Annotated in this window: 13 protein-coding genes; 9 read left to right on the plus strand and 4 right to left on the minus strand. The window is 39.7% G+C overall.

The genetic code is table 11. The annotated features are described in order from the left end of the window. Positions 1-25 precede the first annotated feature (25 nt). From AC58DT_RS13165 to AC58DT_RS13180, 4 genes are all read left to right on the plus strand, one after another. Positions 26-922: a sterol desaturase family protein gene (locus AC58DT_RS13165; protein ID WP_497217266.1), complete on the plus strand. Its 897-nt coding sequence runs from the start codon at positions 26-28 to the stop codon at positions 920-922. 25 nt (positions 923-947) lie between these two features. After that, entirely contained in the window at positions 948-1,748 is an 801-nt protein-coding gene (locus tag AC58DT_RS13170) for a DUF547 domain-containing protein (protein ID WP_497217267.1), read from the plus strand. Between the two features lie 58 nt (positions 1,749-1,806). Next, on the plus strand, positions 1,807-2,574 hold the full coding sequence (locus tag AC58DT_RS13175; RefSeq protein ID WP_497217268.1) for a TIGR04283 family arsenosugar biosynthesis glycosyltransferase: 768 nt from the start codon (positions 1,807-1,809) through the stop codon (positions 2,572-2,574). Positions 2,575-2,663: 89 nt separating this feature from the next. Next, positions 2,664-3,098 (plus strand): hemerythrin domain-containing protein, encoded by a 435-nt coding sequence (locus AC58DT_RS13180; protein ID WP_497217270.1) that lies wholly within the window; start codon positions 2,664-2,666, stop codon positions 3,096-3,098. Between the two features lie 11 nt (positions 3,099-3,109). Here the strand turns inward: AC58DT_RS13180 and AC58DT_RS13185 are convergent, their stop codons facing one another. Further along, positions 3,110-4,165, minus strand: a complete 1,056-nt coding sequence (locus AC58DT_RS13185; protein WP_497217271.1) for a glycoside hydrolase family 113 — start codon at positions 4,163-4,165, stop codon at positions 3,110-3,112. Positions 4,166-4,295: 130 nt separating this feature from the next. On the opposite strand from AC58DT_RS13185, the gene AC58DT_RS13190 reads away from it, so the two are divergent. Together AC58DT_RS13190 and AC58DT_RS13195 are read left to right on the plus strand one after the other, a co-directional pair. Continuing rightward, a complete protein-coding gene (locus AC58DT_RS13190) occupies positions 4,296-5,597 on the plus strand; it encodes an NAD(P)/FAD-dependent oxidoreductase (RefSeq protein ID WP_497217272.1) in 1,302 nt (433 codons plus the stop codon). 3 nt (positions 5,598-5,600) lie between these two features. Further along, on the plus strand, positions 5,601-7,187 hold the full coding sequence (locus tag AC58DT_RS13195) for a 4Fe-4S binding protein (protein ID WP_497217273.1): 1,587 nt from the start codon (positions 5,601-5,603) through the stop codon (positions 7,185-7,187). Between the two features lie 24 nt (positions 7,188-7,211). On the opposite strand, the gene AC58DT_RS13200 is transcribed toward AC58DT_RS13195, so the two are convergent. Then, positions 7,212-7,586 carry a DUF2784 family protein gene (locus AC58DT_RS13200; protein WP_497217274.1) on the minus strand — a complete coding sequence of 125 codons (375 nt, stop codon included), beginning with the start codon at positions 7,584-7,586 and terminating at the stop codon, positions 7,212-7,214. An 88-nt stretch (positions 7,587-7,674) separates the two neighbouring features. On the opposite strand from AC58DT_RS13200, the gene AC58DT_RS13205 reads away from it, so the two are divergent. The 3 genes from AC58DT_RS13205 to AC58DT_RS13215 all read left to right on the plus strand — a co-directional run bounded on the left by AC58DT_RS13205 (position 7,675) and on the right by AC58DT_RS13215 (position 10,610). Continuing rightward, positions 7,675-8,370 (plus strand): glycosyltransferase family 2 protein, encoded by a 696-nt coding sequence (locus tag AC58DT_RS13205; protein WP_497217275.1) that lies wholly within the window; start codon positions 7,675-7,677, stop codon positions 8,368-8,370. Further along, positions 8,367-9,857 (plus strand): cellulose synthase family protein, encoded by a 1,491-nt coding sequence (locus tag AC58DT_RS13210; RefSeq protein ID WP_497217276.1) that lies wholly within the window; start codon positions 8,367-8,369, stop codon positions 9,855-9,857. Before AC58DT_RS13205 ends, AC58DT_RS13210 begins: the two co-directional genes overlap by 4 nt. Positions 9,858-10,004: 147 nt before the next feature. Further along, positions 10,005-10,610, plus strand: a complete 606-nt coding sequence (locus AC58DT_RS13215; protein WP_497217277.1) for an FMN-binding negative transcriptional regulator — start codon at positions 10,005-10,007, stop codon at positions 10,608-10,610. Positions 10,611-10,686: 76 nt separating this feature from the next. Here AC58DT_RS13215 and AC58DT_RS13220 read toward each other — a convergent pair whose 3' ends face one another. Continuing rightward, complete coding sequence (locus AC58DT_RS13220; protein ID WP_497217278.1) at positions 10,687-12,048, minus strand: UDP-N-acetylmuramate--L-alanine ligase; 1,362 nt, start codon at positions 12,046-12,048, stop codon at positions 10,687-10,689. Between the two features lie 95 nt (positions 12,049-12,143). Next, entirely contained in the window at positions 12,144-13,103 is a 960-nt protein-coding gene (locus AC58DT_RS13225) for a tetratricopeptide repeat protein (RefSeq protein ID WP_497217279.1), read from the minus strand. Between the last annotated feature and the right edge of the window lie 66 nt (positions 13,104-13,169).

The following is a 13,169-nucleotide window of genomic DNA, read 5'->3' on the forward strand; positions in this document are numbered from 1 at the left end:
CCAATTTATTGCGACCAAAAATATCTTGGAAAAATACTTTGAAATATTTAAAAATTCCTATCACGGCTATTTCAACTATCTGTGGAATGAAATAACGCACTTCCACTGGGGAAACTATTTCTATGGCTTAATCGTGGTTTCCTTGCTGGTTTGGGTTTTGGAATTGCTCTTTCCTTGGCGGAAGAACCAAAAAGTTTTCCGAAAGGATTTTTGGCTGGATACCTTTTATATGTTTTTCAATTTTTTCCTGCTGAATTTAATTGTCCTTATTTTTTTATCAAACGCCACTGCGGAATTGTTCAACGATCTATTATCGTTTGCAGGATGGGAGCTTTTGGATTTTCAGCTTCTCAATTTGGATGCACTTCCCTTTGGACTGGGGCTTTTGATTTTCTTTCTCATAACAGATTTTGTGCAATGGAACACCCACCGATTGTTGCACTACTCTTCTTTTCTCTGGAATTTTCACAAACTGCACCATTCGGTCAAAGAAATGGGATTCGCCGCACACCTGCGCTACCATTGGATGGAACCTGTAGTCTATAAATCGTTGCTTTACATTCCGCTTGCAATTATTGGAGGTTTTGACGTGGAATCGGTTGCGATTGTACATTTTTCTGCGCTCGCTATCGGTCATTTAAATCACGCCAATCTGGCCTGGGATTATGGTCTTTTGAAATACATTTTCAACAACCCCAAAATGCATATTTGGCACCACGCTAAAGTTTTACCAAAACACGCACAATACGGTGTTAATTTCGGGATCAGCTTGAGCCTTTGGGATTATCTTTTCAAAACCAATCATATTCCCCACGACGGCCGGGACATTGAACTGGGCTTTGATGGTGACGAAAAATTTCCTTCTAGTTTTATTTCCCAGGAATTATATCCCCTCAAAACCAAGCAGCGAAATAATTCGTAATTATTTATATATAAAACGAAACAAAATGAAAACCATATTCAACCTTGCAACCATACTTTTTTTATCATTTTCATTACAAAGCTGTAATCTTCTTTCCGCCGCAGGTATTAGTAGCCAAGGGCAGCCAATTAAGGAAGTTCAGTCTGAGCTCACTTCAACAACCGCAAATTCTGCCGTAAATATAGATCATTCCCAATGGGACAAATTGCTGAAAAAATATGTTAATAGCCAAGGCATGGTTGATTATAAAGGTTTTAAAAATGACGAAGCCAAACTGGATGATTATCTTAAAATGCTTTCTAAAAAAGAACCCACAAACGATTGGAGTGTACAGGAATTGCTCGCTTATTACATTAACCTTTACAATGCAGCAACGGTAAAATTGATTGTGGAAAATTATCCCACAAAAAGTATAAAGAACATCGATGGCGCATGGACCAAAGGTCGCGTTGCCGTGGGAAATAAAGAACTTTCCCTTGGCGGAATTGAAAACGGAATCCTTAGGAAAATGAACGAGCCACGCATTCACTTCGCTATAAATTGTGCCTCTATTTCCTGCCCAAAACTTTTGGACGAAGCATATACCGCGGCAAAAATCAACGAACAACTGGACCGTGCCACCAAAGAATTCATCAATAGTGACAAAAATGATATTTCAGCAAGCAACCCAAAGGTTTCCTCTATTTTTGATTGGTATGCAAAGGATTATAAGGTAAATGGAAAGCAGGACGTTATAGGTTATATAAACCAATATTCAAAAACCAAAATAAATTCAGGTGTAACTTTATCCTATAAAAATTACGATTGGAATTTGAACGAACAATAATCAGTAAAATAAGTATATCGAGAATTAACCTAAAACTTGAAACTAGAAACTTTTTTTAATGATAAGCATCATCATCCCGGTTTTAAACGAAGCCGCAAACATTGAAAAACTATTAAAGCATCTTTCAGAAAATAGTTCTGGGAAAAACGAAATAGAAATCATTGTAGTTGATGGCGGAAGTAGTGATGATACCTTTGAGATTGTTAATACTATGTCCGGTCGAGCGCAGTCGAGACCTCTATGTTTGCAGATTATCAATTCAGAAAGAGGTCGCGCAAAACAAATGAACAAAGGGGCGCAAGTAGCTTCGGGCGAAATGCTTTACTTTCTGCACGCAGATTCCTTTCCACCGAAAAATTTTGACAAATACATTTTTTCTGAAGTAAAAAACGGAAATCCCGCAGGCTGTTTCCGAATGAAATTTGATAGTGATCATTGGTGGCTGAAATTGGCTGGCCGGCTTACGCAATTTCGCTGGCGTGCCTGTCGTGGCGGGGATCAAAGCCAATTCATAACCAAAAAACTTTTTGATGAAATTGGTGGTTTTGACGAAACCTATACCATATACGAAGACAATATTTTAATCAACGAACTATACAAACGAAAGAAGTTTGTGGTTATTCAACAACAGATTACAACTTCTGCGCGCCTTTACAGACAAAAAGGCGTTTGGAATTTACAATATCATTTTTGGACAATTTATGTAAAACGCTGGCTTGGAGCAGATGCTGACGAATTATACAGTTATTACTTAAAACACATAAAGCAAAACCACTCCTCAAAAATTTCGGAACAAAATATTCCCAAGCAAGTCGCTGATAATTAAACCTTTTTAAATATTTCTTTTTTCAATATTCGCTTCTTTCTAAAATTTTTAGGATATTGTAAAGAAAAATCATTCTAAAAAATACTGCTATGAACATTTTTGAAGCTATAAGAAAAGACCATGACATACAACGCGAACTTTGCCGTTTGGTAACCTCTACATCTGGCGATTCAAAAGAAAGAAAGGAAATGTGGGAGAAATTGAAGCACGAATTAAAAATTCATGCAGACGCTGAAGAACGCACTTTCTATTCGCCATTAATCCATAACGATATGATGCAAGAACACGCTCGCCACGGAATTGCCGAACATCACGAAATGGATGAACTAATGGAAAAAGTGGACGAAACCGACATGGATTCTCCAGCCTGGCTTGTGTACGCAAAACAACTATGTGAAAAGGTAGAGCACCATTTGGAAGATGAGGAGCACAGTTTTTTTCAATTGGCAGGAAAAGTTTTTACCGAAACCCAAAAAACTGCTATTGCAAAAGATTATCTTGAGGAAATGAAAAAGAATAGATAACTGGAAAAAAATTAATCTTTGTGAGTTGAGTAATACTTTTCAACGATTTTTTGTGAGGGTTTGTTTTGTGGCGTAAACTGATTGTCATCGGGGCCTCCCACTTTTTCGTTCAACACAAACCATTTCCACAGAAAACCACCCGCAAACCAATCCTCTCCCCAAACCGATTTGTAGAGTCCTTCCAGCAAATTTGCCTGTGCCTCTAAGTTCACGGAGGTCATTTCCCTATCGCTTTTCCACGGTTCCTTGCCACTAAAATCAACACTTCGGTAGCCGTATTCCGCAAATAGTATTTTTTTGTTTTCCTTTTCAGAAAAATCTTTCAATTCTTTTTTCCATCGCCCCCAACCTGCTATTGCCTCTTCCACTGTGGGAGTTTCGCTCTCCGAAACTGGGAAATAAGCATCCACGCCAATATAATCCAGCGCATCCCAAAACGGTACGCGCTTGTACTCGTCCCAATTGGCAGCATAGGTCAATTTTCCGTTGTAAACCTTCTTTACTTCCGCAATCAATTCGCGCCAATAATCGGGACGGTGCTCTATAAATTTTTCCAATTCGGTACCAATACAGAAAATTTCAACACCCGCTGCCTCGGCAACTTTTGCAAAATCGAGGATAAAATTTTTATAGGTTTCTTCAAGTTGAAGCCAATCTGTCTCCGAAGCCATTTCAACATAGCCCGTATATTCTCCATTCCAGACCCAAATTTGGGGTTTCATCATTACGTGTATTTCGTTTTTGTGGAGCAATTCAACATATTGTGTTACCCCTTGGCGCGTTTCGCCAAACCATTGGCGTTCTTGGTCGTATATTATTTCGGGATGGTTTAAACTTCTTATAAAACCGAAGGGCATTACGGTAACATAATTAGCATTGACTTCCTTTAAAGAAGCAACATTTTTGTGCGAAAGTGAATCTGGAGCGGCCACAAGGCTCAGGCCGTTTATTTTGGAAACGGTCGGATTTTGAAATATTTTTTCTTCGGAAGAATTTTTCTTTTGGGCGCACCCAGTTATAATGGCGAAAAGAAGAATACCGTACACTAAGCGATGAAGCAATATCATTTTGAAATATTAAAAGTTGAATTTAAGGCTTTATTTCAGAAATTAGGGAAATATTAATACCTGTTTTGAAACTGCCCCAATTGTAATTGCGTAAATTTATAAACGACTGAAGAAACCAATCACCAAAAGTATGGAGCACATCGTGATTATAGGCAACGGAATTGCAGGTGTAACGGCCGCTCGACACATTCGTAAACTTTCCAATAAAAAAATAACCATTATTTCCGCTGAAGCCGATCATTTTTTTTCCCGCACTGCCTTGATGTACGTTTATATGGGCCATATGCGCTGGCGCGATATTGAGCCGTATGAACATTGGTTTTGGGAAAAAAATAGATTGGAACTTAAAAAAGCCTATGTTGAAACGGTCGATACCAACAACAAAACGCTTCATTTTAAAGGCGGCGGCACCTTAACGTATGACAAACTGATTATAGCCTCAGGCTCGGTGACAAATACCTTTGGTTGGGAAGGTTTGGAACTGAATGGCGTACAGGGATTGGTTTCGAAACAGGATTTGGAAAAACTTGAAAAAAATGCGCCAAACAATAAAGAATGTCCCCGGGCGGTGATCGTCGGCGGTGGTTTGATAGGCGTTGAAATGGCCGAAATGCTCCGCACCCGCGATATTGAAGTTACGATGCTCGTGCGCGAAGATGGGTTTTGGAGCAACGTCCTTCCAAAACAGGATGCCGAAATGATTTCGCGGCATATTGTTTCGCACGGGGTGGATCTTCGGCATAATTCAGAACTCGACAAAATTTTGGACGATGGTAGCAGCAACGTTCGTGCCGTACTAACCAAGGATGGAGAGGAAATTCCCTGTAGCGTGGTTGGAATTACCACGGGTGTAAAGCCACAGATTTCCTTTCTTCAACATTCAAAAATTGAAACCGACAAAGGTATTTTAGTAAACCGAAAACTGGAAACAAACATTGAAGACGTATATGCCATTGGCGATTGTGCACAGCAACGCGAACCCATCGGCAACCGCCCACCCGTAGAGGCGGTTTGGTACACTGGCCGGATGATGGGCGAGGCTTTGGCGCAGACCATCTGCGGAAAACCTTTTGAGTATAATCCCGGTAACTGGTTTAACAGCGCTAAGTTTTTTGATATTGAATACCAAACCTATGGCTGGGTTTTTTCAGAAAGTAAACTGAAGGATTACGAAGCCCAATTCCACTGGAAATGTGCGAGCGACCTTCGCTGCGTAACGATTTCATACAATAAAAACTCCAATGAATTTCTTGGGATAAACACTTTCGGAATACGGATGAAACACGAGGTTTTTGACAAATGGTTGAATGAAAAGCGAAGCGTGGATTACATTATCCAAAATTTAAAACAAGCTAATTTCGACCCTGAATTTTATAGAAAATATGAAAAGGAGATTCAATCAAAATTTTTCAACCAATCCGTAAACGCATAATCTATGAGTACTGTCCAACGAAATATGTCGCTTGCGGGCGAACCGCCAAAAACGATAAATACCCAGCAAAAACTTGCATCGGCCATCGGTTTGATAGGTTTGGCGGTGCTTTTTTTGGCGTTAGTCAATATTAATTTTCCCAATAAAACCCTTTGGCTTACCGCCTCATTAATCGCCATTGGCGGCGGCACGGTTTGGTTTTCAATAGCCGCCTACGGCAACAAACACGAAGGGATTAAAAACGACGGCGTATATTTTAAGTCGCTTACTTCCAAAGGATTTTGGGCGTGGGTTTTGGGCATTACCCTTACTTTATTTTACGTGGTGCTGTATTGGTTTCCGCAGTATTTGGGCTTGGTACAGGATGGCGACAACAAAGGATTGGTGGCGCTTTTTGACCCTTTGAGCAAATTTCTCAATGGCGGTTCCGCAAGTCAATGGTTTGTTTACGGAACGCTTTATACGCTGGCCATTTTGGCTTTTGGAATTAAATTCATCTTAAAATACCGCCACAACAAATACGAAAAACTGCGAACCTATTCCGTGATTTTTTTCCAGTTGGGGTTTGCGTTTCTGATTCCGGAATTGATGCAGCGGCTGAACAGTGAATCCTTTACCCTACCCTATTACGACCTTAAAAACATCTGGCCGCTCAATTACTACAATTTTGAGCAATACCGGGTAGATCAATTTATTTCCGCCGGCGATATTGGCTTGGCATTATTGATTTTTGGAATCGTTTCCATTTTTATAATCACGCCAATTTTAACCTATAAATACGGCAAACGCTGGTACTGTAGTTGGGTCTGCGGTTGCGGGGGATTGGCAGAAACCGCCGGCGATCCGTTTCGGCATTTGAGCGACAAACGGCAAATAGCCTGGAGGGTGGAACGCTGGGTAATCCACAGCGTCTTGGTTTTTGTGGTTTTGATGACCACGGCGGTGGTGCACAGTTATTTGGGCGATGACAGTTCAAAATATTGGTTAACGAAAGACGGGTTCCTAATTTCCGTGGCAGCAATCTTAACCGCCGTTTTTGCGGGAACGTTTATTTTTAAAAGGGAAGAATTGCAGAAAGATGCCCGTTATGGGGCGATTGGTTATTTCGTGATTATTATTTCCCTGATTGGTTTTCACTATTTTTCTGGAAAAACTTTGTTTCTATTTGAAGCCGAAACCCTTCGCCAAAGCTATGGTTTTTTAATCGGCGCCGTATTTAGCGGGGTGATTGGCGTAGGATTTTACCCAATCTTCGGAAGTCGCGTTTGGTGCCGTTTTGGGTGCCCGATGGCTGCCATTTTGGGTTTTCAGCAACGGCTTTTTTCGCGTTTCAGAATTACCACAAACGGTGGCCAGTGCATCAGTTGCGGCAATTGTTCCACCTATTGCGAAATGGGAATTGATGTGCGCGCTTATGCCCAAAAAGGAGAAAACATTGTACGTTCCAGTTGTGTGGGCTGTGGAATCTGTTCGGCAGTTTGTCCGCGCGGGGTTTTAAAGCTTGAAAATGGCCCGCTAGAAAAACGTATCGATTCCAACGAAATCCTTTTGGGAAATGATGTGGATTTGATGAATTTTGTGAATAAGTAAGTGGTTGATGGTAAAAAAAATGTTTTATTTTCTTTTAAAATAATTCACCCAAAGGGAACATACCAAAGCTAGCAGCGTGAAGACTAATGTCAATATTTCCACGAGTTGTGCATCGGGCCGCCAACCTGAAAACGTTTCCACCAAAAAGCCTATGTAGCTATTGGGAAGATTGGTTTTGCCCAACTGACGCAAAATATCATAGTGCCAGTCTGTGAGAAAACAATACCCGAAACCGTTCCAAATGCCCAAGACGACCCAAGAAAAGAGAGTAACCGCCAAAGTGAAAAGATGTAGCTTTCGTGTGTTTCTAAAAATCCAACCGAAAAGATTAAAAATAATAAGTACCGTATGAAAAACGATAAAGAACCAATTGACGAGATGGAGCCAGAAATTTTCCAATGTTACTTTTGCTTTTTGAATTTGTAAATAGCTACAATTTAAAGTTTATTTTTCTGAAATTCGCAATTCATAAATTTCCTAGTTTTTAATGACCAAAATTATTAAAGTAATAATTCCCGCCTATAACGAAGAAGCCTCGATAGGGAAAGTGATTGCTGAAATTCCGGATATCGTTTCAGAAATAATTGTGGTGAACAACAATTCTACTGACAGGACTGCAGCAGTTGCTGAAAAAGTAGGTGCCACTGTTCTGTTTCAACCAAAAGCCGGCTACGGAAACGCATGTTTGAAAGGAATGGAATACATTTCAGACAAAGATAACAAGCCGGAAATCGTTGTTTTTTTAGATGGCGATTATAGCGATTACCCTTCAGAATTAACAAAAATCGTGGCACCAATTCTCGAAGATAACATAGATTTTGTTGTGGGTGCGCGTGTGAAAGAATTGCGGGAAGTGGGCGCTATGACCTTTCCCCAACGATTCGGAAATGTATTGGCAACCAAATTGATGACTTTATTTTTCAATTCAAAATTTACAGATCTGGGACCCTTTCGCGCTATTAAATACGAAAAATTACTCGCTTTAAATATGCAGGACAAAACCTACGGTTGGACGGTAGAAATGCAACTTAAAGTTCTAAAAAAGAATTTTACATATACCGAAGTGCCCGTTAATTACAAAAACCGTATTGGCGTTTCTAAAGTTTCGGGTACGGTAAAAGGTGCTATCTTTGCGGGCGTAAAAATCCTAAGCTGGATTTTTAAATACAGTTTCAAAAAATGATTCTTGAATCAATAATTATCACGGTTTATTCCATTGCCCTGCTTCTAATTTTTATGTACGCCTTGGCGCAACTCAACTTGCTGTTCAATTATCTGAGTGCCCGAAAACACCACAAAAACGAACCGACTTTCGATTTTTCGAAAGAAGAAGAAATTCCGTTTGTAACCATTCAGCTACCGGTTTATAACGAATTGTATGTAATGGAACGCCTGTTGGACAACATTGCTGAAATTGATTACCCAAAAGATAAACTGGAAATTCAAGTTCTCGATGACAGTACGGACGAATCTTTTGAAGAAACTGCGAAGCACATTCAAGAGATTCAGAAAACTGGTTTAGATATTCAACATGTTACGCGTGAAAATCGGCTAGGTTACAAGGCTGGTGCGCTAAAAGAAGGTTTAAAAACTGCCAAAGGCGAATATATTGCAATATTTGACGCAGATTTTCTTCCGAAGAAAAACTGGTTGAAAAACACGATTCCATATTTTAAAGATCCTGAAATTGGCGTGGTGCAAACCCGTTGGGGACATCTAAACCGAGATTATTCAATACTTACCCGCGTTCAAGCTTTTGCGCTGGATGCACATTTCACTTTGGAGCAGGTTGGCAGAAACAGCAAGGGACATTTTATAAATTTCAACGGAACGGCTGGCGTTTGGCGAAAGGAATGCATCCTCGATGCTGGCAATTGGGAGGGCGACACGCTTACCGAAGACCTCGATCTGAGCTATCGCGCCCAACTTAAAAACTGGAAATTCAAATATTTGGAAGAGGTGGAAACACCCGCAGAACTTCCTGTGGTAATTAGTGCTGCGCGTTCCCAACAATTCCGTTGGAACAAAGGCGGCGCAGAGAATTTTCAGAAAATGGCTTGGCGAGTTTTTAAAAGTCATGATATTTCTGCGAAAACCAAAATACACAGTTTTCTGCATTTGCTGAACAGCACCATGTTTTTGAACATTTTGATTGTCGCCATTTTGAGCATTCCAATGCTTTACATCAAAAACGAATACGAACACTTGAAAATGTATTTTTATGTGATGAGCTTTTTTGTGATAAGCACCATCATCTTTTTTATCTGCTATTGGTTTACCTATAAAACCATTTATGGCGGCGGATTTAAGAGATTCCTGAAATATTCAGCAATGTTTTTTACGTTTTTTTCTGTGGCGATGGGGTTTTCGCTGCATAATTCCATTGCGGTTTTGGAAGGACATTTTGGGAAGAAAAGTGAATTTATCCGTACGCCTAAATTCAACATTGGCGGTTTAAAGGAAGGTTGGAAAGGCAATAAATACCTCACCAAAAACATTTCGCCCAATGTGATTGTTGAAGGGGTTTTGATGCTCTATTTTGCGTTTGGAATGTACAGTGCCTTTGTTGTGGGCGACCAAGGTGGCGATTTCGGATTGTTTCCGTTTCACTTAATGCTTTGCGTAGGGTTTGGGTTTGTGTTTTTTAAATCGCTTACCTCCAAAGCATAAACCATTTTTTTTTACATTTAAGCTCTGCGAATCTCAGTGCTTTTCTCTGCGATACTCTGCGTAATATTTATTCCACAGAGTTACACAGAGAGTCGCAGAGTTTCACTGAGAAATTCTGAAATCGTTAATCGACAATCTAAAATCAAAATGTATCCGCCACCGCACCACCAATCTGAAGATATTCAAAAAATGATTTCCGTAATCAAACATTTTCCATTGGGAATGTTGGTTACAGCTGAAAACGGAAAACCATTTGTAACACATATTCCTTTTATATACAACGAAACCACCAAAAAGCTGGTCGCGCACATTGACCGAAACAATCCACAATTGCAAACACTAAATGATGATAATGAAGTTACGGTAGTTTTTAAAGGCCCAGACACCTATATTTCCCCAAGCATTTACACCACGCCGCAATTGCCAACGTGGAATTATATTATAGTTCACGTCACAGGAAATATTAAATTAATAAACGAACCTGAAGCCATTAAAAAAACAATGGTTGATATGACGGAGTTTTTGGAGGGCGAAGCAAAAAAGTTTGAACTGAAAAATGACGACCCGCGAATGGAGCGATTGATAAATTACATCCAAGCTTTTGAAATAGAAATCACCAATTGGGAAGGGAAATTCAAGCTTTCGCAGGATAAAATCCCACAGGATTTTGAGAATGCGAAGGAGGAATTAAAGCGAAATTCCCCGAAGGACGTTTCAATATTTATTGAAGAAATTTACAAGAAAATGACATAAGACTTTAGGACAAAGGACGTAAGACGAAATTCTTGTTAACAGCGTCTTAAATCCTATGTCTTATAGCGGAGCGGTCTTACGTCTTTTCGACATATCCCTTTACCTCCTTAAAATCCAACCCACCATAATTGCCGCTACTCATTAAAAGCAAGCAAGTATTATCGTAATCCTGTGAAAAAAGATAGGTTTTAAAATCGGCTGGATTTGTGAAAACCACCAAATCCTGTCGGTCAAAAGCTTCATCAATTTGCTCCCCTTTTATTTCTTCAAGCTGTTTTATCATTACGGCGTGCGGCGAGTAGAAAACCACAGCGCTATCTGCAGCATCCAGCGTGCCTTTGTATTCCTTTAAAAATTCTGGATTTAGGCTGCTGTAAGTATGTAATTCCAAACAGGCAATCAATTTTCTATCGGGATATTGGCTTTTTACGGCTTGTGTCGTCGCTTTTACTTTGCTGGGCGAATGTGCGTAATCTTTGTAAGCAACTGCTGTTTTGGTTTCTGCAATCATTTCCAAACGTTTGCTAGCTCCTTTAAATGTTGCAATTGCTTCGTAAAAATCCTCCGCATCCACGCCCATAAGTTGACATATCCATCTGGCGCCTTCAAGATTGTTCAAATTGTGCTTTCCGAAAATTTCAACAGGCATTGGGCCTTCGGGCGTTTCCAAAAGTGTGGTTCCATTTTCAACTGAATATTCGGGTGTTTGGTATGGATATTTTTTTATGTGATTTGTAGAATTTTCAACAACACGTTTCACCTCAGAATCTTCTTCGTTGTAAATTATCGCTCCGCCATTTGTAATTTCATTGAGAAATATCTCAAACTGTTCTACATAATTTTCATAGGTTGGGAAAACGTTTATATGATCCCAAGCTATTCCACTCAGCAAAGCAATATTTGGCTTGTAAAGGTGAAACTTCGGTCTTCTATCTATTGGTGAAGAAAGATATTCATCGCCTTCAATTACCATAAAATCGCTATCGTAAGTAATTTTCACCATTGTATCAAAACCTTCCAACTGTGCCCCAACCATATAATCTACATCCTTTCCGTTGTAATTCATAACGTGAAGAATCATAGATGTAATTGTAGTTTTTCCGTGCGAACCACCAATAACCACGCGGGTTTTGTTTTTGGACTGTTCGTAAAGAAATTCTGGGTAACTGTAGATTTTTAAACCCAGTTCCTTCGCTTTTAAAAGTTCGGGATTATCTGCTTTGGCGTGCATTCCAAGGATAACGGCATCAATTTCCGAAGTCAATTTTTCGGGAAACCAACCTTCTTTTTCGGGCAACAGACCTTTGTTTTTCAACCTACTTTTTGAAGGCTCAAAAACCTCGTCGTCGCTTCCGGTTATACTATCTCCTTTTTGATGTAATGCCAAGGCGAGGTTGTGCATCGCGCTGCCACCAATAGCTATAAAGTGGATTCTCATAAAATGGTTTCTAGTTTCTGGTTTCAAGTTGCAGGTTTCAAGTTGCAAACTAATATGAATTTGAGTATAACAAATATACTTTTTCTAATTCTGAATTAAAGCGCAAGGATTAGCGATTTTTCCTGTAATGCTTCCTTAAAATCGGTTCGGTCAATTAATGCTTTATTTATCCAAGTTAGAGCAATTTCCTTTTTTCCGAGATTTTTATAAATCTGTGCCAATCGGAAATATGCCCAATCCTTGGGCACTCCATCTTTTATGGAATAGTTGGCCAGATATTGGCTTAGGCATTCAATACCGTATTCTGGCTCCAAATTGTATTGTGCAGAAATTTTCCCGATTTGATAATTGAGCTGGTTTCGTTTGTGCTTTTTTAAGGCTTCGGAATTTGTAAGAATCGCCTCTTTAGGCTGATTGTTCTTTTCATACAGATTTGAAAGTTTTTCATAAGTATGTGGCGAACCACCCACTTCAATCGCTTTTTTATAGAAGCGCTCCGCATCTTTCGGCCTATCTGTATATTCAGCTATGTAGCCATTGGCAAGATAACCGTCCACTTTAGAGATGGCGCCCAATTCTTCGGCATAGGCAATTGCTTTTTTTTCACTTCCACCAACAATTCCGGGTAACTGAATGTAAAATTCCACCAAGGCCCAGCGTGTTTCAATATGCTTTGAGTCCAGTGTTGCGGCACGTTCCAAATGGTGTTTTATATCGCCAATGTATGTAACCGCCCGAAGACGGCTTATGGACAGCGCTTTCATACCCAAGGCTCCTCCGTACTTAAAATGGTAGTTGGCATTGGTATCTTCATTTTTAACCAGACTTTCATAATAAGAAATTGCTATGTCCCAATTCTTTCCGTAGGCTGCAATATCACCCAAGTATTCCTTAGTTTTTCTATCGTTGGGATTTTGCATTAAATGCTTTTCAAAAATAGGTTTTGCCTTGCTGAATTTTTCCTGCTTGAAATATTCCTCCGCTTGTTGGTAGGGGGTTTGGGTGTTTCCACAGAAAGGAAACAATAAAAGAAGAATAAATATACTTTTTTTCAAAATTTGGGATTTGGAATTTAAGGTTTCAGGTTTCAGGTTAAAAATATTACTAAAACTGCGAAGCGA

The sequence above is a fragment of the Aequorivita sp. CRS11 genome, from assembly GCF_059693805.1.